The 24,348-nt window shown below is 47.0% G+C and carries 19 protein-coding genes; 3 read left to right on the forward strand and 16 right to left on the reverse strand.

The window, feature by feature from the left end; all coding sequences use genetic code 11:
- Positions 1-116 precede the first annotated feature (116 nt).
- The 3 genes from BQ7997_RS02565 to BQ7997_RS02575 all read left to right on the forward strand — a co-directional run bounded on the left by BQ7997_RS02565 (position 117) and on the right by BQ7997_RS02575 (position 1,544).
- Positions 117-623, forward strand: a complete 507-nt coding sequence (locus tag BQ7997_RS02565) for an HU family DNA-binding protein (protein ID WP_073343225.1) — start codon at positions 117-119, stop codon at positions 621-623.
- A 142-nt stretch (positions 624-765) separates the two neighbouring features.
- Positions 766-1,083: a hypothetical protein gene (locus tag BQ7997_RS02570; protein WP_044655434.1), complete on the forward strand. Its 318-nt coding sequence runs from the start codon at positions 766-768 to the stop codon at positions 1,081-1,083.
- 11 nt (positions 1,084-1,094) lie between these two features.
- Positions 1,095-1,544 (forward strand): N-acetylmuramoyl-L-alanine amidase, encoded by a 450-nt coding sequence (locus tag BQ7997_RS02575; protein ID WP_073343575.1) that lies wholly within the window; start codon positions 1,095-1,097, stop codon positions 1,542-1,544.
- A gap of 108 nt (positions 1,545-1,652) precedes the next feature.
- Here the strand turns inward: BQ7997_RS02575 and BQ7997_RS02580 are convergent, their stop codons facing one another.
- From BQ7997_RS02580 to BQ7997_RS02655, 16 genes are all read right to left on the reverse strand, one after another.
- Positions 1,653-3,290: an IS1182-like element ISBf3 family transposase gene (locus tag BQ7997_RS02580; RefSeq protein WP_073343227.1), complete on the reverse strand. Its 1,638-nt coding sequence runs from the start codon at positions 3,288-3,290 to the stop codon at positions 1,653-1,655.
- A gap of 136 nt (positions 3,291-3,426) precedes the next feature.
- Positions 3,427-5,967 carry a zinc-dependent metalloprotease gene (locus BQ7997_RS02585; protein ID WP_073343230.1) on the reverse strand — a complete coding sequence of 847 codons (2,541 nt, stop codon included), beginning with the start codon at positions 5,965-5,967 and terminating at the stop codon, positions 3,427-3,429.
- A gap of 131 nt (positions 5,968-6,098) precedes the next feature.
- Positions 6,099-7,091, reverse strand: coding sequence for a lysylphosphatidylglycerol synthase transmembrane domain-containing protein (locus tag BQ7997_RS02590; RefSeq protein WP_073343233.1), 993 nt, complete (start codon positions 7,089-7,091; stop codon positions 6,099-6,101).
- Between the two features lie 19 nt (positions 7,092-7,110).
- The gene (locus BQ7997_RS02595) at positions 7,111-8,046 is read right to left on the reverse strand and encodes a phosphoinositol dihydroceramide synthase (protein WP_022139065.1); all 936 of its coding nucleotides are present in this window, start codon (positions 8,044-8,046) and stop codon (positions 7,111-7,113) included.
- An 83-nt stretch (positions 8,047-8,129) separates the two neighbouring features.
- Complete coding sequence (locus tag BQ7997_RS02600) at positions 8,130-8,780, reverse strand: CDP-alcohol phosphatidyltransferase family protein (RefSeq protein ID WP_073343236.1); 651 nt, start codon at positions 8,778-8,780, stop codon at positions 8,130-8,132.
- A 66-nt stretch (positions 8,781-8,846) separates the two neighbouring features.
- Positions 8,847-9,314, reverse strand: coding sequence for a GtrA family protein (locus BQ7997_RS02605; RefSeq protein ID WP_083589148.1), 468 nt, complete (start codon positions 9,312-9,314; stop codon positions 8,847-8,849).
- A 14-nt stretch (positions 9,315-9,328) separates the two neighbouring features.
- Positions 9,329-9,808: a phosphatidylglycerophosphatase A family protein gene (locus tag BQ7997_RS02610; protein ID WP_073343242.1), complete on the reverse strand. Its 480-nt coding sequence runs from the start codon at positions 9,806-9,808 to the stop codon at positions 9,329-9,331.
- A 90-nt stretch (positions 9,809-9,898) separates the two neighbouring features.
- The gene (locus BQ7997_RS02615; RefSeq protein ID WP_022139069.1) at positions 9,899-11,188 is read right to left on the reverse strand and encodes an inositol-3-phosphate synthase; all 1,290 of its coding nucleotides are present in this window, start codon (positions 11,186-11,188) and stop codon (positions 9,899-9,901) included.
- A gap of 108 nt (positions 11,189-11,296) precedes the next feature.
- Positions 11,297-13,855 carry a DUF5686 and carboxypeptidase-like regulatory domain-containing protein gene (locus tag BQ7997_RS02620; protein WP_073343245.1) on the reverse strand — a complete coding sequence of 853 codons (2,559 nt, stop codon included), beginning with the start codon at positions 13,853-13,855 and terminating at the stop codon, positions 11,297-11,299.
- A gap of 97 nt (positions 13,856-13,952) precedes the next feature.
- Positions 13,953-15,245, reverse strand: a complete 1,293-nt coding sequence (locus tag BQ7997_RS02625; RefSeq protein WP_073343248.1) for a sensor histidine kinase — start codon at positions 15,243-15,245, stop codon at positions 13,953-13,955.
- 44 nt (positions 15,246-15,289) lie between these two features.
- Positions 15,290-16,639 (reverse strand): sigma-54-dependent transcriptional regulator, encoded by a 1,350-nt coding sequence (locus BQ7997_RS02630; protein WP_073343253.1) that lies wholly within the window; start codon positions 16,637-16,639, stop codon positions 15,290-15,292.
- 95 nt (positions 16,640-16,734) lie between these two features.
- Positions 16,735-18,213 (reverse strand): TolC family protein, encoded by a 1,479-nt coding sequence (locus BQ7997_RS02635; protein ID WP_044653225.1) that lies wholly within the window; start codon positions 18,211-18,213, stop codon positions 16,735-16,737.
- A 131-nt stretch (positions 18,214-18,344) separates the two neighbouring features.
- Positions 18,345-20,957, reverse strand: coding sequence for a sensor histidine kinase (locus BQ7997_RS02640; RefSeq protein ID WP_073343256.1), 2,613 nt, complete (start codon positions 20,955-20,957; stop codon positions 18,345-18,347).
- Positions 20,958-21,041: 84 nt separating this feature from the next.
- On the reverse strand, positions 21,042-22,295 hold the full coding sequence (locus tag BQ7997_RS02645; protein WP_073343259.1) for an ABC transporter permease: 1,254 nt from the start codon (positions 22,293-22,295) through the stop codon (positions 21,042-21,044).
- 33 nt (positions 22,296-22,328) lie between these two features.
- The gene (locus tag BQ7997_RS02650) at positions 22,329-23,618 is read right to left on the reverse strand and encodes an ABC transporter permease (RefSeq protein ID WP_073343263.1); all 1,290 of its coding nucleotides are present in this window, start codon (positions 23,616-23,618) and stop codon (positions 22,329-22,331) included.
- 52 nt (positions 23,619-23,670) lie between these two features.
- Positions 23,671-24,336, reverse strand: a complete 666-nt coding sequence (locus tag BQ7997_RS02655; RefSeq protein WP_073343266.1) for an ABC transporter ATP-binding protein — start codon at positions 24,334-24,336, stop codon at positions 23,671-23,673.
- Positions 24,337-24,348: the final 12 nt, after the last annotated feature.

The following is a 24,348-nucleotide window of genomic DNA, read 5'->3' on the forward strand; positions in this document are numbered from 1 at the left end:
GTTTTTCGCTAGGAAATAATTAGCAGAATACTTGACTTTGCCTTTCTGATTTCGTATCTTTGTAAGGTCGTAAGGACAGAAAAATATTATTACTTAAACCTTAACTTTTTCAAATTATGAACGTATTGGTGGAGCGCTATCAGCGCAGAAAGAATGTGAGCCAGGAAGACTCACAGGTGTTGTATTATGTACGCCAGAAATCGGGTACTGTGAGGGTGATGGACGTCAATAAGCTGGCGGATGCCATCGAAGCGAATTCCTCGCTCACGGCGGGAGATGTGAAGCACGCTATCGAAGCTTTTGTGGAGCAGTTGCGCCTGTCGCTTACGCAAGGTGATAAGGTGAAGATTGACGGGTTGGGGACTTTCCATATCACGCTGAGCAGCGAGGGCACGGAGAAGGAGAAGGATTGCACGGTGCGTTGCATCCGCAAGGTGAATGTCCGGTTTGTGGCTGATAAGGCGCTGCATCTGGTGAATACGAGTCACACCACTACCCGAAGTGAGAATAACGTGGATTTCGTCCTGGCGGGAAAGGGTGATGCTAAAGGTGGTTCTGAAGGGGGAAACGGCGGCGGTTCCGGTGAAGGGGACAACGGGGAAACTCCGGATCCGGCAGCATAAAGGCTGTCCCTTTCCTTGAGTTAAACCTCATTAATGAACAGTTCCACACGGATGCCGGGGAGTAGTTATTTTATCCCCGGCATGTGGTTCATGCTTTCTCTCCCATTTTCTAATTTCATGTTTCAATTTTCAATTTACTAAGATGTTAGATAAAATCATAGAGATTATTATGACGATTCTACCCTTTTTGGGCAGTAACCGCAAGAAGCGCAAGGTTATGGCGCAAGAGGTCAAAGAGTTCAGCGAATTGGTGAAAGGCCAGTATTCTTTTCTGATGCAACAGTTGGAGAAGGTGTTGAAGGATTATTTCGACCTTAGTTCGAGGGTGAAGGAGATGCATACGGAGATTTTCTCGTTGCGAGGACAGTTGGCGCAGGCTGCAGCTTTGCAGTGTGTCAATAAGGAATGTGCACAGCGCAGCAATACAGGCAGCGCAGGCATGAGTTTGAAGGAAGCCTGATGTCGGAAGTTATGCGACCTATAAACCTGATAGTAGTCCACTGTTCCGCTACACGCGAGGACAGGGACTTTACGGAATATGACTTGGATGTCTGCCATCGCAGACGGGGATTCAACGGGGCGGGGTATCATTTCTATATCCGCAAGAATGGGGATATAAAGTCTACCCGGGCGATAGAGAAAATCGGAGCGCATGCGAAAGGTTTCAATTGTGAAAGTATCGGCATTTGTTACGAGGGCGGACTTGACAGTAAAGGACGGCCGAAGGATACGCGTACCGAGTGGCAGAAACATTCTCTGCGGGTGCTGATTCTGACATTATTGAGGGATTATCCGGGTTGCCGGGTATGCGGGCATCGGGATTTGAGCCCGGACTTGGACGGGAATGGGGAGATTGAGCCGGAAGAATGGATTAAGGCTTGCCCTTGCTTTGATGCTGAGACTGACTGGGGAAAAGTGTAATCTCCCCCAAAAAAAGAAGAGGTTGTGTCAAAACGTTGGCACAACCTCTTTTATATTTTACAGTTCTGCTATATTTTCTTTTGGCTATGCTGCTTTTTCCTCATGCATTTAGCAACAAGTTGCTATATTCCAATTATATCGGGTTATAAATAGTCCCATAAACATATATTTGGCAACTGTAATGAGCCCCTTTCCTTCTTTTATCAGTTTAGCACACATTTTTTTGATATTAAAGGCTATAGCAAAGAAAGCAAAGTCCATTGTAACCTTGTCTTCTCCCACATGCCGGAATCTTCTGTATGCCATGTTGTATTTCATTTGTCCAAACACAGCCTCTGGTTCTATACACCTCCTGCCTCTATGCTTGATACCTTCTTCTGAGAGCAACCTTTCCCGTGCCTGCCGTTTGTATTGATTTAATCGGTGGTTGACTTCTATAATACGGTTCCCCCGAGCTTTAAAACAACTGCCACGCAAAGGGCAACCTTCGCATCTTTTTGCTTTATACCGGGCACTTTCGATGATGTATCCGCTCGCTGTCTTGTCACGTTTGGTTCCTATACGGTTCATGTGCTGTCCCATAGGACAAACGTAATAATCCTCTTGGGCATTGTAATGGAGACTTTCGGCATGGAACGGGTTGGGAGTATAACGAGGACGCTGTTCTTTATGGAAGTAATTGTACTTGATGAAGGCTTCTATCCCATTCTCCTGCATGAACCGGTAATTTTCTTCCGAACCGTAACCGGAGTCTGCCACACAGATATTCGGTAAACGGTTATAGCGGTACTGGAAAGAGTGGAAAAAAGGTATGAGGGTCAGTGTATCGGTAGGGTTGGGAAACAGACGGAAGTCTGTGATGAATTGGTTTTCAGTACCTATTTGCAGATTATATCCGGGTTTGGTCTGCCCGTTCTTCATGGCATCTTCTTTCATGCGCATGAATGTGGCACCAGGATCGGTCTTGGAATAGGAGTTACGTTCTCCAAGGGTATCAAGGTGATTGTCGTATTCTATCAGCTTGTCACGATACCCTTCAAGTTCCATGACCTGCTTCTTCTTTTTGCGCAGGGCTTTCTTTTCTTCCTTATCCTTTGTTGCAGGCTGGCGTTCCAGGGCTTCTTTAAGTTCATCCACTATGTCAGAGAGCCTGCAGGGAGTAAACTCCACGGATGTGTCTTTTATAGAGTTCTCCTGTGCAATGGCTTGATCCACCTGCTCCAAGAGAATACGGATTTTATCCATTAGTATCGTACGGTTCCGTTCGACTGTCTTGCGCCAGACAAAAGTATATTTGTTGGCTTTGGATTCAATCTTGGTGCCGTCGATATACTCTACATCAAGGCTGATGAAACCTTTATCGGCAAGGACAAGAACCAACTGGGTAAATACATTATTTATTTCCTCCTTTACACGGTTACGAAAACGGTTGATCGTGATAAAATCCGGATGCTCATTACCGGCAAGCCAAATATAATGAATGTCACGAAGGAGGTGCTTCTCTATTTTACGGCAAGAATAGATATTATTCATGTAGGCGTAGATTATCACCTTAAGCATCATTTTAGGATGATAAGGACAACGGCCCGTTTCCTTATAAAGCTTCTTGAAACTCTCAAGATTGAGATTGTCAATAACAGCATTCACGATGCGGACTGGGTCGGTCGCAGCTATGTTTTCATCAATTCTTTGTGGAAAAAGAACGGTTTGATTGGGAATGTAAGGATGAAAATGTAACTTTGCCATAACGAAAAACTTTATACCTAAAGATACGAAAACTTTGGGTAATAACAAAGCCCGGGCTTGAGAAAGTCTGGGCTTTGCGCATAAAAAAAGGCTGTGTCAGCGTTTTGACACAACCTCTTTTGTATTTATAATCCTTTTACTTAGCATCAAAGGCAGTATCAATCAATGCTTTCAAGTTCTGATAGTGGCTCTTATATATGCCACTTGAAGCACTTGCCGCACTGTTCAGCTCACTTCTAAGACTTGCTAATTGTCCGCGGGCAATGGCAGGAGCTTCCGAAGGAGAATCCGAAGAATACTGTCCCATCGCATTGCTCTTCGGTTTGTCGAGCATGGCAATCAGTGCGTTCACATAGACTTTCTGCAAAGCACGCTGATTGAGGTCGGGCTTCTTGCCACCTCTGAGGTCGCTCCAAATGCCTTTCTTCAGGTCTTGGAACATTTCATTAGAAGTGTAGGCTTTGTTGCCGTTCATCAATTCGTTGGTCGTCATCTTGTCCAGCGTGCGGCTGCTAAGCAAACGTTTCAAGATATTACTCTGTACGCGGAAGATATAATTGAAGGTATTGACTCCGGCCTTTTCTGTCAGTTTGTCGTCCATCAACCAGGTAGGCGTAGTGAATAATTCTTTGTTCAAGAATGTCACAGCTTTCTTCTGTATATCCTTCGGCACAAATTCCACAGCTTTCACATCGGTTTGTTCTACCGAAATCGGGGTACTGTAAATACCGGCGACATTGGTTGCCACATGTCCCATATACAGGGAGAACTGTCCGACTACGTTGCTATATAGGGTGCTCGCCTTTTCGTAATCTTCGTTCGGTTCGTACGTCCAGTTGATGATTTCGGGCATGATACGTTTCAGGTTCTTGATGCCGTATGTGCCTGCCAGTACTGCGTCGTCGCCCAAATCTTCGTTCTGGTTACGAGGGTCGTCGCGGTCGGTTTCCGTGCCGAAAGTGTAGCGTTTGTCCTCCTTTAGTTTGCTGATAATCCATTTGTTCATGTAGGGGATTTCAGCTTCCGCCGTTTCAAATTCGGGCATCCAACGGTAGCCCCATTCGATAGACCAGTCATCGTAGATACCGATACGGGGGAAGATTCCAGCACGTGAGATGTTGTCTTCCGGCTGAGCGATGTAGTTGAAACGTGCGTAGTCCATGATGGACGGGGTGTGCCCGTTGGCTTCCACCCATGCTTTGTCTCTTAGTTTTTCTACTGGAACGGTGGCGGAAGAGCCGAAGTTGTGACGCAAGCCCAGTGTGTGACCTACCTCGTGGGAAGATACAAAACGAATCAGTTCGCCCATCAGTTCATCGTCAAACTGGGGTTTGCGTGCTCCCGGGTCGATGGCTCCGGCTTGTACGATATACCAGTTGTAGAGCAGGAGCATTACGTTGTGATACCAGTTGATATGTGTTTCGAGGATTTCACCGCTGCGGGGATCGTGCACATGAGGGCCGCTTGCGTTCGGAATGTCGGACGGTTTATAGACGATAGCCGAGTGGCGGGCATCTTCCAAGCTCCATGTCGGGTCGTCCGTGGGGGCTTCCTTGCCGATGATGGCGTTCTTGAAGCCGGCTTTCTCAAAGGCTTTCTGCCAGTCGTTGACTCCTTGAATCAGGTAGGGAACCCATTTTTTAGGAGTGGCGGGGTCAATGTAGATAACGATTGGTTTCTTGGGTTCTACGAGTTCGCCGCGCAGATATCTTTCCTTATCCTCGTCTTTCGGTTCGAGACGCCAACGGGTGATGTTCGCTTTGTATTTCATTCCGTGCGGATTGCCGTCAAAGTCTTTGTAGCCGACCGCAAAGTAACCTACACGACCGTCGAACAGTCTCGGTTTCATCGGCTCTTTGGGGAGCAGCAGCATGGAACTGTTCAGTTCGTAGGTCATCGGGCCGGAAGAGCTGTTATATCGAGCCATCATTTTCTCGAAGGCGCTTCCCATAGGCGGCTTACGCTGGAAGGTACGCACGGTGCGAATCTCGATGTTTTGCGGGAAGGCTTTCAATGTGTCGATGTAACTGGCGTCGGGTATCATTGAGGTTGCGCCGATATTGTCTTTCGCATAGCTGGAGAAAGAGAACATATCGCCGTCCTTGCGGATAAAGTCGGTCATTTCGATCACATAGTTTTTCGTCAGGCTGTCTTTACGCATCGTTTTCAGGGGGAAGGTGGCGACGATGGGTTGCACGTTGGAGTTCAGCACTGCCTGATATAGCCCCATTGTATCAGCGGAATGTTCCAGATAGGAGATTTGACGTACGAATATTTTCTTGTCACGTCCCAGTTCGAAACGGATCACTTCATCGCTGATATGGTCGCCCGGATAACCGGCTTTGCGTTTCTGCTTGTCTACCGGAGCTTTCACAATGCGGTTCACAATCAGTATGTCGCGTCCGAACAAGGAATCGGGAATTTCGAAGTAGTATTTTCCTTCTACGCAGTGCACCTTGAAGAAGCCGTTCATCGTCTTGGCTTTTGGAGTGATTACACTTGCGTAAGGCTGAAAAGGAGATTTCTTGGCTTTGGCTATGGAGTCGGCTTTGGCCTTGTCTACAGCTTCGGTCTTGCTTTTCTTTTTCTTCTTCTTTTTAAAAATGTCGGTCGACTGTGCTCCGGCGGTTGGAATCAACATTGCCAGAAGCAACAAAAGGGTAGTTAGTTTTCTCATGCTTTTATTTTTAAGATGTTAGCAACTGCAAAGTTAATTATTCGTACGAGCTATCCAAACCATACTGTCTTATTTTTACAAAACGACATGAATTATTTCTTTTCCCGTTCAATATTGTCACAATACATTGTTCAGTTTTTCTTCTTATTGCCAACCTTCATCAGAGCAAGCCCGATAACAATCCAAATCATCTCGCGTACACGGGTTATCAGCGCAGCATAGACTCCGTAAGCACCGGAAAGGGAAAGACCGCCCACGGCAAGGGCGAAGCCGCCTTCGCGTCCGCCCAGTTGCATCGGCAGAAAGAACAAAAGGTTGGCGAGCAGAGAGGAGAAGGCGGCAATCAGGCAGCAGTCTGCAAAGCTGACGTTGGTAGTGAGCACATTCAGAATCAACCAGATCTCCAGGCAACTGATGACGCGGGCTGTATATTCTAATGAGAGAGCCGCATAAAAGGTACGTTTCTTCTGTTGATGGAGAAGAGCGATTTGCCGGTCTATATTCTCCAGTTTCTCTTTATGGGTTTCGGCAAAGCGGAGTACTTTCTTTTTCAGGAAAGGAATATGGCTGCCCATGCGGACACAGGCTACCGCCATTCCATGCCGGTAACCTTTTATAAAAAGGATGGTAATCAGCAGACAGAACAGGGTGATAGCTGCTAAAATAATGCCCATCACCCACCCTACCGGATACAGGCAGACGTAGAGCAGCACGGAACTTAGCCAAAAGCAGAAGTGGGAAAAGATATGCATCATCACATAGAGAATCACGGAAGATGTAGCTCTTTCTATGCCGACGTAAGGCTTCAACTCCATGATGCGATACGGCTCGCCGCCCATCAGTCCGACGGGGGTCACATAATTAAGTGCGAAGCCTGTAACGGTGAATTTATAGAGACGGGCGAATGAGAAGCCTGTCTTGCCGCTACTGCGGATTATGATATACCACGATGTAGTATTAATAAGGTAGACAAACAGCCACAACAATAGTACTAAAGGTAAATATATCCCTGCACGCTTCAGATTCGCCCAAAGTTCGTGATAATCCATATCGAAAGTGAATATCATGACCAGGACGGCAATGATGCCGAAGGTGAGGAATATATTACGGTATTTGTTCTTCACTATTTCGCTACCTATATATCTACTTTATATATGTATAGTATCTGTCGAAGAATCTGCGGAATGCCGGGATTTTCATCAATACATATTCGAATACCAGCCAGCCCGTCAATGCGCATGAGATGCCGAGCAATACGTCGATAATATAATGATGGCAAGAATAAACGGCTGTTCCCCAGATACCCACCATAATGATGGAGAAGAGGGCAATCACGTACCATTTGCATTTGCCGACGATAGCATATATCAGGGCTACGACCATATAAGCTGCATGCAGTGAAGGCACTGCCGCAAAGACATTCGCGTTGCGCCCGTAGATAGAATCGAAGATTGATACTCCGAAGAAAGCATCGAAGCGTCCCAAGCCCGCTACATTGCCCGGAGTGTTCAGTATCGGTTCGAAACCGTAGTTGATGGCGTACCAGGGGGGAGCAGCCGGGTGAATGTAATAGCCCGCAAAGCCGATCAGGTTGACAAAAAGGAATACGAGGGCAAAGCGAAGGTACGTTTTCCTTTCTTTCTTGAAGTACAGGCAAAGACCGAACAAGATAGGTACGGGAACCCAACAGAGGTAGAAGATTCCGGCAAAGACGTCGGCTATAGGCCAGTTGTGCGCGGCAAAATACTCGCAGGGAGTAACCAGAATGCCGTTGTCCATCACGCCAAAGAGGGATTTCTCCAGATTGTAGAGTCCGGCTACGTCAATCGGGTTCACTTCGTAGTTGGGGCAGATACGCATCCAGTCATACGAGATTCCGAAAAGGGCGAAAGGCAGCAGGGCTACCGCCAGTTTGCGGGTAGGCAGTCCGGCAAAGAATAAGACCAGATAGAGCACTGCTATCATCAGATGTTCGGAACGGAGCCCGATGAAAATAGCTGTCAGCAGAAGAAAAAAAGCCATGATGACTATGACGGTCAGGGCTTCTCTCTTCGATGGCTTTTGAATGTTCTTTATCATTATAAGATTGCGTTTATGTGCCGATCAAGGAATATGCCAATTAGAAAACGACCGGCATATTCCTTGATTGACATATTGAATAATTATTCTTTCATCACTTTGTAGCAATGTCTCACACGTGCGAATGCCGTGATATTGGCAAAAAGGGCGACGAAAGCCAATGGAACGATTAATATCAGGATCGGTTCGAAAGCCGTGATGTCCTTGAATATGCCGCAGAACAAAGCACCGAGACTTGTCAGCACCACGCGTTCGGGACGCTGCATGAATCCGACTTTGCATTCTATCCCCAACCCTTCGGCACGTGCACGGACGTAGCTTACCATCAGCGAGCCGATAAGCGCCGCGAAAGCGATAAGGGCATACAGGAAATAATCTTTCATCGACAGGTAGTAACAGATACCGAAGAAAGTGATCAGTTCGCTGTAACGGTCGAGCACCGAGTCGTAAAGCGCGCCGAACTTGGAACTCATATTTCCCAGACGGGCTACACGTCCGTCCATCATATCGAACAGTCCGGCAAACAGAATCACACCGCCTGCCCATCCGATGATGGCAAGGTCGTTTCCGTCACCGTAGATTCCGGCGTACACGAACATACCCGCAGCTATTACATTCAGGATAAATCCGGTAGTGGTGATAAAGTTGGGAGTGATTCCGATTTTAATCATCCCGTGTATCAAAGGATTGATAATCTTATAAATCAGTTGTTGTAAATAATCTCTGTAATTCATGTGTCTAAATCTGTTTATATCTAAATCTTCTGTTTATTTCAATTTCTTCTATTTATTTCAATTTCTTCAATGCCTTCTTCCGAACAAACTCCTTACATCTATATTCCGGTAAACAAAGAGACGCTGCATATTATAATTCCAGAACAGCGCGACGATTACTGCCACTACCACCTTCGGTATAATGAAAAAATCGCCGAAATACAGGCTGAGCGTATCCCGCACCCAGGGAATCTTCGCCAAAGACTCCGTCAGCGCATATGTTCCCCATGTGTTCAGCCAAACGCTGCAAACCCACACTATGATGAACTTGACAGCTACATTCGTTTTTTTGCCTTTAGATTTAAAAGTCCATTTATAATTAATGATGCAATTGACAATTCCCCCGTAGATAGCACCCGCCAAGGTAGCGTATACATAGTAGACATCAAACAGCCTTACCAGGAGAATCGTTACGAGAAAGTCTGCGATAGTTGCCATCTGAGCCGAAAGCTGCGCCCTCAAGAACATGAAGATGCCACCTTTCTGCGAAATCATCCGCGCAACCTTTTTCAGCCAATCACCCATCTCGCTCCCGCTAACAAAATGAAACCATACACTCCTGCCAGGACATCGTCCATCATTACGCCTACTCCACCTTTCAGGCTCTCCATCTTGCGTATGCCCAGCGGTTTGGCAATATCAAATGCACGAAACAGGACAAAAGCTGCGATAACGTACCAAAACCAATTCTCATCATTCGGTACAGCCAACAACGGTATCCACACTCCTACCATCTCGTCCACTACCACACGCGAAGGGTCTTCACCCCAATAAGCCTCCAGCTTATCGGCAGCCCAAATGCCGGCGAACGTGAATACAATCACCAAAGCGGCGGTAATCCATAAAACGGCAGAAAAGGGAAACAGGAAATAAAGCGCAATCCAAATGATAGAAGCCAACAGCGCCCCAGCCGTGCCGGGAGCAAAAGGAGAAAAACCGGAGCCAAAGCCCGTGCCTATAAAAACAGGAAAAAAGGGTGGTCTTTTCATTTCTTACAATAGAGTGTATAAGAATAACAAAACTTTCCCCTTACTGAAGAAGGGGAAAGTTTATATATTTTTCAGGAACAAATTCCCGAATTAAGCCAAATAATCAGGTTCTTTTTCACCGATCATGTTACGCAATGTCTGTTTTACCATTCTCCATTGAGTGAACAAGTCGTGTTCAGGCTGATGCTCGAAATCATGCATCGGGCTCTTGCAGAAGAATGACAGCCAAGTCTGGATGCCACACATGCCTGCGCGCATTGCCAGGTCACTGAACAATACAAGGTCGAGCGCGATAGGAGCGGCAAGGATAGAGTCGCGGCAAAGGAAGTTTACCTTGATTTCCATCGGGTAACCCATCCATCCGAAGATGTCGATGTTGTCCCACGCTTCTTTGTTGTCCTTGCGGGGCGGATAGTAGTTGATACGTACTTTATGATAAACATCTCCGTAGAGATCTGGATATTTTTCAGGTTCGAAGATAGTGTCGATTACAGACAGTTTGCTGACTTCTTTTGTCTTGAAGTTGTCCGGATCGTCGAGCACTTCACCGTCACGGTTGCCGAGGATATTGGTAGAGAACCAACCGTTCACGCCCAGCATACGGGTTTTGAACATCGGAGCCAATACGGTTTTCATCAGTGTCTGGCCGCTCTTGAAGTCTTTACCTGAGATAGGCACATTCTTCTGCTTGGAGAATTCCCACATGGCAGGAGTATCTACGCACAAGTTGGGAGCACCCATTACGAACGGAGCGTCTTCTGCGATAGCAGCATATGCGTAACACATACTCGGAGAAATAACGTCAGTGTTGTTGTCCTTCATTGCTTTTTCCAAAGCAGCGAGTGACATATGTTCGTCAGACAATGGAATGTAGATTTCAGTACTTGCAGCCCAAAGCACGACAACGCGTTCGCAGTTGTTGGCAGCCTTGAAATCGCGGATGTCCTGGCGAAGTTGTTCCACCATTTCCCAACGGGTAGCAGCTTTCTTGACGTGTGTTCCGTTCAGACGTTTTGCCCAGTTGTGGTCGAAAGCGGCCGGCATCGGCTTGATAGCTTCCAATTCGTCTTTTACTCCGTTCAGGTCTTTTTCTTTCAAGACCTCAGCGTACATGGCAGCTTCATATGCGTTGTCCGGGAAAATATCCCATCCGCCGAAAACAATGTCTTCCAAATTCGTCAAGGGCACAACGTCCTTGATGAGTTTTTCTTCGTTGTTTTCCATGCGCATTGTAGCTAACTGGGTAATAGATCCTATCGGTTTTGCCAGTCCCTTGCGAGAGGCTAGTGTACCTACAATCATTGTAGTGGCAACCGCGCCACCCACTCCGACTACCAACACGCCAAGACGTCCGGTAGCGGGCTTAATTTCTTGTTTCATTTCTATTCTATTAAAATTAAACTAAAATTGATGCAAAAATAAGATTAATTAATTACTAAAACGAGCTTTGTTTGCTATATAAGCATTGCAATTAGCAGGATTTAACTTTTAAAAGGTCATGTGGAGACTTATCCTCAAACCGGATTTGTCTATTCCGGGTGAATCGCGATAAGTAAGCCGCCACACGTAGTCCAAGCGTAACACCTTGAAAATGTTTTCAATACCTACTCCGGCTTCTACGTAAGGCGTTTTTCCCATTGTCCGGGTGTCTGCTATCGGAAAAGCGAACAAATCATCACTGAATGCAGGATTGTTCTTGTCGCTCAAATGTCCGTACAGCCCACGACAGGAAACTATTTCCCTCCATTTCAGTTTTTTCAACAACGGGACGCGATTGAACAGCCATCCGTTGAGAAAGTAGGTAACATCCCATGAGAAGTACTCATCATTCATAAACTCCATTGCGTTCATTAATGAGTAAGATTCGGGCTGGATGGTATAGGAAAGGTTGGCATTGGGCATGATAAGTAACGGAAACGGTACTTTATCCCACACTTTGCCTGCTTTCAATATCACATCCGTATAGCCGAAGGCGGAGAACCAAAATCGTTTTTGAATACCGGCTTCGGTATGATTGTATGTATAGTCACTACCAAGTATTCCTTTCCCGGCGATGGTGTGCGACAGTGTAAACACGGGAGCATCCAGGGATACGGGGAAACGGTTCCATTGGGTCTGGAAGAATTTCTCGTTCGGGGCGTAGCGCAGTTTCAATTCTGCGGCACTGGTAGAAAAATCTTTTACCGGAGTATAGGTATCCCCCTGTTTCAGCAGAAACGGGATGAGATAGGTGGATTCATCCGTTTGTCTGCGTGCCGTCACCTGGAAAGAAAAACCGGAGTAGAACTCATTGGTATAGGTGAGCGCTGCTTGTTGCGTATAGCCGATACGGTCGTCTTTCTCACGTTTGAGGGCGAGGAACACGTTGTCTTTACTTGTGTACAGGTAGTTTTGCCCGTACTGGTTGACATCGGATTCGTAACGCAATTTCAGTGAATGGATGGGGAACTCATTGGCGTATTCTTTCTTTTTCTTGAAAGAGTATTCCAGTTCCGCGAGCCCTTTCACCCTTTCGTCCTTGAAACCGTAGGCGATATAGCCTTTGGCAAACAGGTGCGGATTGAGCCAGGCGGTAGTCATACCTCCGGCACGGATACGGACGCCTTCCAGTGTGTTGCCGCTGACGGTGGCATTCATCGGCCCGATATAGAACAGAGGGGCTTCCTTGGACGTGGGGATATATCCGGTAAAGAGGATGGAAAGTACTTTCTCTGTCCAGTAGTACACCGGATAGCCGCGTAGCTGTGCCATCAGCCGGTCTACGGAATTCTCCTGTCGGGAGATGGCAGATTGCGGACGGTTCTCCGCCCAAAAGGATTCAGGACGTGCCAGGGCTTCCGTCTCTTCGATGATACGTTCGGGTTTGGTGAAGGCTTTGTCCGCTTCGGCGGTAGGCGTGAAAGTATAGTTGCTGTAATCCGCCACGCGACGGGCAAAGATACCGTCTTGTCCTTCGGTCAGTTTAAATTCAACTGTGATGCTTTCGTGGTCGAGCAGGCGCGTACCGTCTTCGGCACGTTTAAATTCCTGTTCGAGCAACATATAATCTACAAAGTTCAGGTTTATCTTTTTCGGGAAGTTGAATACGGCGCGTTTGACAAAGTAGGTAGAGTCGAGCGTGACATAGAGATGCCCGTTAAAGCCGAATGATTCGGAATTAAAGGGAGTGAAGGCAAGGTCTACACAAGGCTCACCGGCAATCTGCAACGTATCCATCAGGTAGTATTTATAGAATCCCGTACCGATACGGGACAGGGGGCTGACAAACTTATTAGTAAACAGGGAGATGTTGTTTTCGTAAATATCCACGTCCTTGAAGACTTCGTTGATGGCAGCCTGCATTCCCTGCTTGGAGAGAAATTCGTCCACACCTGCCTGTTTGCGTCCTTTCACCCATTGTTTTTCCGAACGGGGGGATTTCCGGTAATAGTCCGTCGCGAGCAGTTCGCGGGCTGATACGGTCAGGATTGGTTTGCCGGTGACGGCAGAGGTGTCTACGTATTCGGTGAGGAAGTCAAATTTGCGGTACAGCCATTTCTTCTGTTTCTCTTCGTCGAAGTTGTTCAATGCGAAGGTGGTCTTTTCGTAACGTTCGCGCTGCCAGAAGTCTTTCTCGTAAGGGGAATGGTTGTCGCGGCTTTCAATCATCCGGCGGACAAACTCCACGGCGGGATTGTCTTTCTTCCGGTAGTGTTCGCGCTTGGGCTTTACCACCACTTCGGAGAGGTCATACGAAGTAGGAGAAAGCGCCACTTTGTAGGATGCGTTACGGGCAGGATGGATTTTCCGGCTGTCGTCATTATAGCCGATTACAGAAATCACAAGTACTGCTTCGGAACGGTTGGTCTTGAAATAAAAGCGTCCATCGCTTCCGGTAGTAGTTCCTTCGGTCGTGTCTTTCAGGCGTACAGATGCATAAGGCAGGGGTTCTTTTGTCAGAGAATCAGTTACCACGCCTTGTATCACATATTGCTGTGCACTAAGCGGAATAATACTGATAGTCAATAAAAGAAAGAACGTCGATATACCTTTCATCATTAATCTCATACCTTTATATCCTATTGAATTGAGCGGGGCAAAGGTACGGGGATTTGAGGATAAAAAAAGGTCTATTTGACGGAAGAACTGTTCTTATTTGACACAATTAAGGAAAAATAATCCGAAATTTGGTCAATCCGTCGGCATAAGTCCGCAAGGAGAAGGTGCATCCGTGGCGCATCAGGACTTCGCGGATAAAGATAAGCCCGATGCCCTGCCCGTTCGGTTTGGTTGAGAAGAAGGGGCTGAATAGTTTCGCTTCCGTTTCCTTGCTGATTCCTTTGCCGTTGTCCGTCACTTCGATAGTGGCGGGAGACAGGGTGCGGATAATGATTTCACCATCGGTTTCTATGCTTTCGGCAGCGTTCTTGATGATGTTCACAAGTACCTGTTCAAACAGGGAGGAGTCCAGCATTACGTCTTTCAGGGTTTCGTCTATTTCCATTCGGAGATTGATACGACGGTCGTTGCACATTCCTTCCATAAAGCGTTTGCAGGTGAAGACGAGATCGTTCAGATTGGCACGTGAGACGGTGGGTTCGGGTATCTTCACCACATCGGCGAAGCGGGTGATGAAACGGCTCATGGAGAAACAGCGGTCGGTGCATACGCGCATCACGTCGCAGATGTCGTCCATGCCTTCTTCACTGGAAAGGGCTTGTTCTACGGTGTCCAGTGTAGAAGTGATGCCGGCGGTCGTGTTGTTCACTTCGTGGGCTATCATGCGGATTACTTTCTCATAGGCTTTCTTTTCGGCTTTCATCACTTCGTCCGTCAGGCTTTCTACCAGGAAGAAAGGATGCTGGAATCCACGGTCGATAAAGGAAGAATGGGTGCAGCGGTAGATATTCGAGTCGTTCAGGCGGACGGTTACTGTCTCGCCTTTCGGAATGTTCACCAGTTCTCTTGCCAGTGGTGAGTCGATTTCTTTCATCTTCTTGCCTAGTACGTTTTCCGGACGGACGCCAAGCATTTTCAACGCCATCGGGTTCAGTTCGGAGAGGTCATCGTCGAGGGTGGTGATAATGACTCCCATCGGAGAGGCTTTAATCAGCAAGTCAAGGAAGTGATTCTGTTCACGCAGGCGGAGACGTTCGTTCTTGAGTTGCTCCATCATACGGTTGAAAATATTCACGACACGGTCGGCTTCGTACTGTCCCACCGGGCTGAGACGGCTGCTGAAGTCTTGTTCACGCAGCAGTTCCATACCGCTGCCGATGGTATTCAACGGCTTAACGAGCTTACGATAGAAAAACGTCAGATAAATGAGGATGAAAAGTATCAGCCCCTCTCCTATGTAGAAGAAGAGGGTGTTCAGTTGACTGGAAAGGTAGAGCAACACTCCACCCAATGCCAGCAACAGAAAGACTAGTATGTAAAAGAATCCTTTTATACGCACGTTTATCTGTGGTTAATGGTTTGTTTTATATTATTAGGCACGGATTACACAGCTATATTATATTTCTCAAGACGGCGGTAGAGAGCGGCGCGGCTGATACCGAGCGCCGTGGCTACCTGGCTCAAATTACCTTTATAACGTTCCAAAGCCTGAAGAATGGTCTGACGTTCTATTTCATCCAGGGTCATGCCGGCCAAAGACGTGCCTTCGGCTGCCCTTGCATCATCGTGGCGGATGTATTGGGCATCGAAATCGGAAGCGTCGAGGATGAGTTTGCCGCTTACCAGTATGGTACGCTCTACCAGGTTCTTCAATTCACGGATATTTCCGGGGAAAGGCAGACGGCTCAAGAATTGCATGGCGTCGGCGGAGAAGTCGGTGTGAGGTAATCCGTTGGCTGCGGCCTGGCGGTCGGCAAAGTGACGTGCCAGTAGCGGGATATCCTCACGGCGCTCGCGCAAGGCGGGCAGTTTTACTGTTATCAGGTTGATACGGTAGAACAGGTCTTCGCGGAAAGAACGTTCTCCCACCATTTTACGCAGGTCGGCGTTGGTGGCAGAGACTATGCGAATGTCAGTCTTGCGGGGGCGGCTGTCGCCGAGCACTTCAAAGGTCTGGTCTTGTAAGACTCGCAGCAATTTTACTTGGCAGGACGGGTCGAGGTCGCCGATTTCATCCAGGAAGATAGTTCCTTTGTCCGCCATCTCGAAACGTCCGATACGGTCGGAGGAAGCGTCGGTAAAAGCTCCTTTCTTATGCCCGAACATTTCACTTTCAAACAGGCTTTGGGAGATTCCACCCAAATTCACTTTGACAAACGGGTGCTTTGCACGCTGGCTGTTGATATGGATTGCTTCGGCTATGAGTTCCTTGCCTGTGCCGCTCTCGCCTGTAATCAATACGGAAGCGTTGGTTTTTGCGATGCGGGCAATGGTATTCAATACGTCCGTCAATCCCTGGCTGCGTCCGATGATGTGGCTGCGGTCGAAAGAATCGCTTTGTTCCCGGGTGGCTTCCCCGGGAGTGACCGAGAGTTCCAAAGCTGTTTCGATGCGCTGCAACAGGGCGGCATTGTTCCATGGTTTTGTGATGAAGTCAAAAGCTCCCGCCTGCATTCCCTGTACGGCGAGTTGGATACTTCCCCAGGCGGTCATCAATATTACCGGAGTTTCGGGGCGGAATATCTTCACTTGTTTGAGCAGAGTCAACCCTTCTTCACCTGTTGTGGAAAGGGTGAAGTTCATATCCATCAGGATTAAGTCAGGAGCTACGGAGCGTACCACGTCCATAGCTTCCCGAGGGCCGGGAACTGCCTGTGCCTCATATCCTGCACGCTTCAGCATGAAGCTGAGTGAAGAGCGCACTGCGCTGTCGTCATCAATTATCAGAATCATGGTTCATGTTTCTTTATTTATCAAAGGTATCGTCTTACTGCTTACAACCATGCAAAGCTACAAAAAAATACCAGCCGGCATCGCTCTCATCGCTTTTATTGCCGTATGATTTCATCAAAATCGGCTTCCAGTTCGGTATTGGTACGGAAATCCCAAAGCGTCAGGCTACGGATCTGATAAAAATAATACCAATAATAATAGAGTTCGGAAATGTGTTTTTGCCTGGCTGCATCCTTTGAGTTTTGCGCGTCGTTCAGGTCGAGGGTATTGATTTTGCCTATCAGGAAGGTTTCAATACTGGTCTTATAGCGTTGTTGGGCAATGGCGTCGGCTTCCTTGGCAATGGATAACTGTTGTGCCTGATTATTAAAATGCTCCACGAGCAAGAAGATGTCCTGATTGAAATTTATCTCTTCCTGACGAATCTTCGAAAGCACTACATCCCGGTTGCTCTTGGCTACACGCACCTTGCCGCGTCGTTTCCCCCAATCCAAAATGGGTATTTTAACGCCTACCTGCACTATCTGGTTATCTTGCAGGTTTCTGTAAACGGCGGAGAAATTGCGGTTTTCTCCGGTATATCCTACACTGGCAAAGAGGTCGATGCTACGCAGGTTGCCACGTGCCGTAGCTACTTCATAGTCGGCTTCCAACTGGCGGCGACGGATATTCTGTGCAAATGAGTTGCGTTCCAGTGCTTTATTCAGTACCATATTGTACTCCATCTTTGAGCCGTCTACGGCATCGGGAATGACAGGGCTGAGTATCTCATCTTCTCCGACTCCCAGAAAGGCACGAAGTTGGAACATTTTGGCGTTGAGGTCGCTTTCCGCTTCTGTCAGTGCTGCCTTTGCGTTCAGGGCGGAAAGTTTGAGTTGCAGGAGTTCGTTTTCGGAAATCTGTCCCATTTTACGTTTGGCAAGGGCTACTTCGTAGAGGTGGTCGGCATTCTTCTGATTTTGCTTGGCAGTGCCTAAGTTTTCTCTTGCCAGCAGGAGATTAAAGTAATAGGTAATGGCGCGCATCGTCACTTCTTCGGTGGCTGTGATAAAGGCAGCTTTCGCTTCCGCGTAACGTACCGGCTCGATGCGCCTGTTCCACTTGATGTTGTTCACGCCGAAGATGGGTTGCGTAAGTTTCAGGGCTATGGGGATAGACATGAAATGGCGGTCGTTGTCTCCGCCCAACTGGGTGATATAGTCGAGGGAAGAAGTGAGTGAGAGTTTACCGCCTGTCAGCCAAATGTTTTGGTCGATGGAGATGTCTCCGGTAAGTCCCAATGTGTTGTTGCGGACAAAACCATAGGAGCCGTCTGAATTCTGATAAGAACTGTATGATTTATTGTAATTGGGTAAAGTACCGGTAAGGTTGACTTCCGGCAGAAGGTCGGCGCGAAAGGTGCGGTATTCCCAATAGGCGGTTTTCAGTTCATTCAAGGCAACAGCCGCATCGACGGATTGCGAACGTGCCATTGCGATGGCTTCATTTAAGGTTATCTCCCTTTCTTTCTGTGCCGACAATGTCCATGGAAGACAGGCAGCGGCAAGAGTTACTAATATACTTTTCTTTTTCATTATGCACAGTATTTTCCGCCAAAGGAGAATCAAACGATGTGCCAAAAGAATAAAGTATTTATTTTCAATCGGTTATAATATAAGGCTAGTGTCCGTTTTCGGACACTATGCGCAAAAGCGGACGTTCGCTTCTATTCGCAATAATTGGGAAGGCGTACAGTGAAACGAGTACCCTTGCCCACTTCGGAAGTCACGGAGATGCTTCCTCTCAAGCGTTCGATAATAGTCTGACAGATACTCAATCCCAGTCCTGCCCCTTGCGTAAAGTTATCGACTTTATAGAATCGTTCGAAGATATGGCGGATGCCCTCTTCCGAGATGCCGACTCCGGTATCTTCTACAAAGATACGGGTGTATCCGGGTTCTTCATCTTCTTCGTAGCCGAAGGTAATGAATCCGCTGCTAGTAAACTTAGCGGCATTATTAATCAGGTTGTTTACCACCTGTTGCAGACGGACATTGTCTGTCCTCAGATATTTCTTATCACCTTCGGGCATACGCACCACCAGTTCTACTCCCGAAGGCATATTCAGTTGTTGCGAATCGTGAACGGTCTTCAGCAGTAAAGGTAAGCTATGTTCTGCAAACGCGAATTCCATAGTGCCCGATTCGATACGGGACAGGTCAAGAATGTCGTTAATCAACGCCAGCAGCAAACTGCAATTCTTATTAATAGTCGCGATAAACTGGGAGATTTCTTCTTCCGTGAATCCGCTCGTATCACTCAATAAATCGGAGAATCCTACGATAGCGTTCAACGGAGTACGGATTTCGTGGCTCATATTGGCAAGGAAGGCAGATTTCAGTTTGTCTGCCTGAAGGGCTTTGTCACGTGCTTCTCTCATTTCCTGCTCGACTGTCTTATATCGTTGGATACTTTGACATACGCCTAATATACTGTATAATGAATCCTGTGTCAAACCATCAATAGTGGAAAAGCGGTATTCCCACCACTCATATTCCCCATCCGCTTTCCGCTGGCGGAAATTCATACGGAGAGTCTTGTTCTCTCCCGTCAGTGCTTTATCAAATTGCGGAATTATTTCTTTCAAATCATCCGGATGGATGGTACGGTTCATTTCCTCACGAGAGATAATAGTGACCGATTCGTCATATCCCATCCGTACAAGGAAACCTTGCGGGAAAATAAAGCAGTTGGTTTTCATGTCAAACTGCCACGGATATATGGAACTTTCATCCAGTGCCATATCAAAGAAGCGCTTCTGTATTTCTTCATCTGAAATGTTGCGTGCGGAAAGAGCCATGCCCGTAATTCCCCCTTTCGAATGAATCGGAACGATTTCTCCGGATACAGGGAAGTAATTGTCACTGTGCACTTCTTTCATAAAAGAACCTTGAGGTATCTGTACGCTTTCTCCCGTACGGGCTACCCGTTTCAGCATCTTATGAAGGATGTCCTGCCCCTCATTGTAGATATTGAAAATACTGCCTGCCATCATTCCCTCATAAAAACGACCGCCCGCCTCATACGGCAGATGAAGCATTTTCAACAGAGAACGGTTCGTGAAATGGATATGCAAATCCGTGTCATAGGTTATCACACCATCACGGATGGAGTGGAAGACATTATCAAATTCATTACGCTGCTCTACCAGTTTGTTTTGCACCAACAGGCGGGTTTGAGCCTGCATCCGCCGTTTGGATTCGCGGCGGTTGGCGCGCATCAACCATACGATAGATGCTATCAACAGCGCAAGGATGGACGGATAGAGAAGGATAAAAAGGAATTTATATTTTTCCCAATAAGGCTCATTGACAATGATTCCACCGACAGCACTTGCCTTGTCAGGCTCGATATGGAAAAACTCCAATTGCTTGTAGTCGTATATAAATCCTTGTTTGGCTTCTGTCACTCCCAGTTTCAACGGGGAAGTCCCTTTCAAGACTTTGGAAGCTCTTTGCCCTGCTGCCAATGCTGAAGTATAGGCATCACTATCATAGGCGCAGAATACCCCATTTGTCAGTCCTACATTCTGAGTGGAAAACACAGGGGCTTTGGAGTTTTTACCCACAAATGAAAGGAAAGGCGACCACTTGGGAGCAATGACAAAGCGTCCGTAACTATTACGGGGATAACAGATAGCTGAAATGATATGGCTCGTAGTCTGATTCTGGGTGTTATAGACTTTCATATCATAGTCGGGATTATCTTGCCGGAAGATTTCCCACTCCGCCTTAAAATCATCAAGACCTTTATTACTCAAAAAGCTATTGTCTATCACGCAAATAACCTCTTTGCGTTGAGGAAATATTTTTTGCGCATGACGCATGATAATATCAAAATCGGGATTAGCCGTGAAGCCACAGACATTGGGGTGAGCGGTAAGGAGCTTCTCATCAGGATACTTGATACCGAAAAACACGACCGGAACTTGCAACGGCAACGAATCTCCACAGGCAAAAAGGGTATAGAAAGCCTCATCGCCCGATGTGACAATCAAATCGGTCTTCCGCTCACGGGCGCGTTCGCAGAAACGGTGCATTATCACTTTCTCCGACTTAAATGCCCAAAAATCAGCGTCCAGATATTCTGTCGTAATATTCACCTTCACCCCACTTTCCCTGAAACCTTTCACCAGACCTTGATTAAGGTCATTATGCCAAGGAGTCTGTGAAGTATAAGACTGGATGAAGAGTATATTGAACGTACCTTCCGAAGCTGCCGCCCGAACTAGGACAGCCCAAAAGAAGAGCACAAACAAACAGTAATATCGTCGATTCATAAGCAAAAGACCTGCATTGTTTTCAAGATTATGCGCACAAAGATAAGTTATTATATTGAAAACAATGCAAATAGCCTTAGATTTTTATTCCTCACGCAATGCTTCTGCCGGCTGAATGCGGATTGCCTGGCGGGCAGGGAACCAAATACCTGCCAGAATCATCAAAGCCATAAGGAAATAACTGATGGCAAACGTTATAAGGAAACGGACAATCCCCCACTCCATATACCCGTCCGTCAAATCAAGGTAGCCTATATTATAGCAAATGACAGCAGCAGGCAAAGCAGCCAGCGAGAGCAACACTATTCCTTCATTATTCAGACGACCCCAAAGTTGCGCCCGACTGGAACCGACCGCAACACGGAGTGCCAGTTCGGAACGCCGGTGCTGCGTACGGAACCAAAAGGTACCGACAATACCCAGCAGAATATTCAGCAACAGGAAGCCCATCATCCAGAATCGTATTTGTACCTGATTGTAATTTCCCCGTTGGAAATCGTTCCGTATATTCTCATAGTCATGTACTTTCAGAATAAACAGATTGCCGACACTCAACTGACCGGCAGACAAATTCATCAAATGTTCCGGGAAATCTTTGGAAGTCCCCGGTTTCACCCGCAGGCAGACTTCCAGACTGGAAGGATAAAAGTCATCGTCAAATTCAGTCAAGACCTTTTCTGTGAAAGCATTAGCTATATAAATATCGCTATAATTAGGCCAAAAATCGTTATAGCGGACTTTGACCGACACACCGCCTATCTTGTGCACTTGGGTAGAGTCGTCCACATTCACCACTTCCCTGCCTAATAAGGTGCGGTCGCCTGTATAATCATCCGGCCAGAAATTCTCACTAACTACCACATTCCCATTTTTCAAAGCTTGTACCAATGGTTCATAGCCACGACCATCCGTACTTTGATAACGGAATACCTGAAAGAATTCAGGAGTCATCGTACGCCGCAACGGATTACGGACTATCGTATCAATGCGCAACATCATACCCGAATTACTTCCGATATAAGGACGTGCATTATTGGATACGGAAACGGCTTCCACTTCCGGCAATCGCCGGAGACGGTTTGTCAGTTCGGTAATATCCTGTCCCAGCGTCGTACTCTTTTTATCTTTCGGGATATAGGAGTCGCTTTTGTTGTTTTTCAAGCTCAGTTCGAGGTAGTAGGTATCAGTAATATCAAATCCTACGGGTTCGTAATAGGTACGTGCCGTTACATAAGTCCAGTCGACTACATACCACAGGACAACAAAAACAATTAATAACTCCGCCCACAACCATCCGTTCGACCGGCGTTCATTCCATATTTGTTTTAATAGTTGCATCTTCTTTTGAATTAAATTAGTTGACTGTTCGGGTTATCTTTCATTGATGGCATCTACAATATTGGTACGGGTGATTCTCCATGCCGGAATAGCCGCACTCAGCAAGTTGAGCAGAAAACAGGCAAGGAATGCCAACAGGAATACGGCAGGATCGAACAAGAGGTCGATACACATCGTCCGTAAATCGTTCACTCCATCGGATACGAAGTCTACGGAGAATAACATTCCGCCAAGAAGGAAGGCGGCAATATAACTCAATACCAAACCAAGGATTCCACCCAAAAGCGAGTAAAGCATATTTTCGGAAAGTACCTGCATCATCAGTTCTCTTCTCGGAGCACCAAAGGCTTTCCGTACTCCTATTTCAGAGAGACGCTTGCGCATGCGTGACAAGGTTAGCCCGGACAAGTTGACCGCAGGGACAATCAGAAGGACGAGCAATGTCAATATGTATTGCCGTATTGCTTCTTTCACGGCCGGAGGATTATTGGCTGAATGTCGTTGCGCGGCTACAAAATAGGTATCGGGTTGCCCGCGATAGAGCAAATCAAAATTAGGGTGTCCTGCCATGAATACGGCTCTCAAGCGGTCTGCTTCATTATGGATGGCAGGGAAATCTTCTGTTGACTTGGCTAGAATTAGTACGGCAACCAGTCCCATGATATTTTCATCTCCCCAAGTCGTTGTAAACGCATTCGTCGAACTTAAAGGAATCCAGACTTGCGCATAAGCGTATCGTGCCAATTTAGATACAGGGCGCACTACTCCGCTGATAAGATAGGCGGTATGATTCAGCAAGAATGTTTTTCCTACGACTTCCGACGTTCCAAACAACCGCCGCGCCATATCTTCGGATATGACAGCTTTCGCTGCTCCGGCATCAAAATCGGCATTATCATACGGTTTGCCGGATACAAAATCAAATTCGAATACTTTCCAGAAGGCATCGTCCGTTTGCAGTACGCTACAACTTTCCATTTCGCCTGCCGGCTTGGCTGCCAACATCGTTTCTTGAAAAGCACTGGTGATGCTGACTGCTTCAGGGACAGTCATTTCTTTGAAACAAGCCTTTGCCGTGTTATATCCGACAGGGCCGTTACTCTGCCAGTTCGCATTCGACTTATTCTGGAGTCCGGCATAACGGAAAACAAGCATTCGGTCACGATGGGTTTCCGGCGCAAAAGGAGCAATCGTCGCTCGCAAAGTGATAACAATCACCATTATCATAGCAATGGCCAATGCCGTGCCTATGATGGAGATGGAAGAAAGCAGTTTGTTTTCTTTCAGCAAATGGAATGCTTGTTTGAAGTAGAGTTTTATCATAGCTGATTTATCTATGCTTTATTATTGATACCTATTGAAAACTGACACCTGTTTATTTTACCTGACGACCATCAAAGAAACGGACTGTCCTGGAAGTCTGCTTCGCCTGCTCTTCATTATGGGTAACCATAACAATCGTCCGCCCGTCTTCCTTGTTCAACCGGTGAAGGAGTTCCATCACTTCAGCTCCCATCCGCGAATCCAAATTACCGGTCGGCTCATCGGCAAGGATGATTTCCGGATTGCCTATAATGGCACGGGCGATTGCCACACGCTGACACTGACCGCCGGAAAGCTGTGTCGGGAAATGATTCATACGATGGCTCAATCCCACTTTTTCCAGGACTTCCTGTGCCAAGCGCCTGCGTTCACTGTTACTGACACGGCGGTAGAGTAGCGGTAGTTCCACATTATCCATCACGCTCAGTGAATTAATCAGATGGAAAGACTGGAATACGAAACCAAGCGTTTTGTTACGGAAAGCCGCCAGTTCCCTGTCCTTCATCCCTTCGATACGGGTTCCGTTAATTTCCACCGTCCCCATGGTAGGCGCGTCAAGTAATCCCATAATATTCAGCAGAGTGGATTTCCCACATCCTGAAGGCCCCATGATACTCAGGAATTCCCCACGTTCCACCGTCAGATTCACATTCTCCAATGCTACCGTTTCAATCTCATCCGTACGATAAATCTTGGAAAGAGAGGTCAATGTTATCATAACTTCTAGTAT

The sequence above is a fragment of the Bacteroides congonensis genome, assembly GCF_900130125.1.
Classification (GTDB): Bacteria; Bacteroidota; Bacteroidia; order Bacteroidales; family Bacteroidaceae; genus Bacteroides; species Bacteroides congonensis.

Bases quoted from the DNA above. Each gene is read 5' to 3' on its own strand.
- BQ7997_RS02565 (WP_073343225.1), top strand. From the start codon at position 117: ATGAACGTATTGGTGGAGCGCTATCAGCGCAGAAAGAATGTGAGCCAG.
- BQ7997_RS02570 (WP_044655434.1), top strand. From the start codon at position 766: ATGTTAGATAAAATCATAGAGATTATTATGACGATTCTACCCTTTTTG.
- BQ7997_RS02575 (WP_073343575.1), top strand. From the start codon at position 1,095: ATGCGACCTATAAACCTGATAGTAGTCCACTGTTCCGCTACACGCGAG.
- BQ7997_RS02580 (WP_073343227.1), bottom strand. From the start codon at position 3,290: ATGGCAAAGTTACATTTTCATCCTTACATTCCCAATCAAACCGTTCTT.
- BQ7997_RS02585 (WP_073343230.1), bottom strand. From the start codon at position 5,967: ATGAGAAAACTAACTACCCTTTTGTTGCTTCTGGCAATGTTGATTCCA.
- BQ7997_RS02595 (WP_022139065.1), bottom strand. From the start codon at position 8,046: ATGATAAAGAACATTCAAAAGCCATCGAAGAGAGAAGCCCTGACCGTC.
- BQ7997_RS02600 (WP_073343236.1), bottom strand. From the start codon at position 8,780: ATGAATTACAGAGATTATTTACAACAACTGATTTATAAGATTATCAAT.
- BQ7997_RS02605 (WP_083589148.1), bottom strand. From the start codon at position 9,314: ATGATTTCGCAGAAAGGTGGCATCTTCATGTTCTTGAGGGCGCAGCTT.
- BQ7997_RS02610 (WP_073343242.1), bottom strand. From the start codon at position 9,808: ATGAAAAGACCACCCTTTTTTCCTGTTTTTATAGGCACGGGCTTTGGC.
- BQ7997_RS02615 (WP_022139069.1), bottom strand. From the start codon at position 11,188: ATGAAACAAGAAATTAAGCCCGCTACCGGACGTCTTGGCGTGTTGGTA.
- BQ7997_RS02620 (WP_073343245.1), bottom strand. From the start codon at position 13,855: ATGAGATTAATGATGAAAGGTATATCGACGTTCTTTCTTTTATTGACT.
- BQ7997_RS02630 (WP_073343253.1), bottom strand. From the start codon at position 16,639: ATGATTCTGATAATTGATGACGACAGCGCAGTGCGCTCTTCACTCAGC.
- BQ7997_RS02635 (WP_044653225.1), bottom strand. From the start codon at position 18,213: ATGAAAAAGAAAAGTATATTAGTAACTCTTGCCGCTGCCTGTCTTCCA.
- BQ7997_RS02640 (WP_073343256.1), bottom strand. From the start codon at position 20,957: ATGAATCGACGATATTACTGTTTGTTTGTGCTCTTCTTTTGGGCTGTC.
- BQ7997_RS02645 (WP_073343259.1), bottom strand. From the start codon at position 22,295: ATGCAACTATTAAAACAAATATGGAATGAACGCCGGTCGAACGGATGG.
- BQ7997_RS02650 (WP_073343263.1), bottom strand. From the start codon at position 23,618: ATGATAAAACTCTACTTCAAACAAGCATTCCATTTGCTGAAAGAAAAC.
- BQ7997_RS02655 (WP_073343266.1), bottom strand. From the start codon at position 24,336: ATGATAACATTGACCTCTCTTTCCAAGATTTATCGTACGGATGAGATT.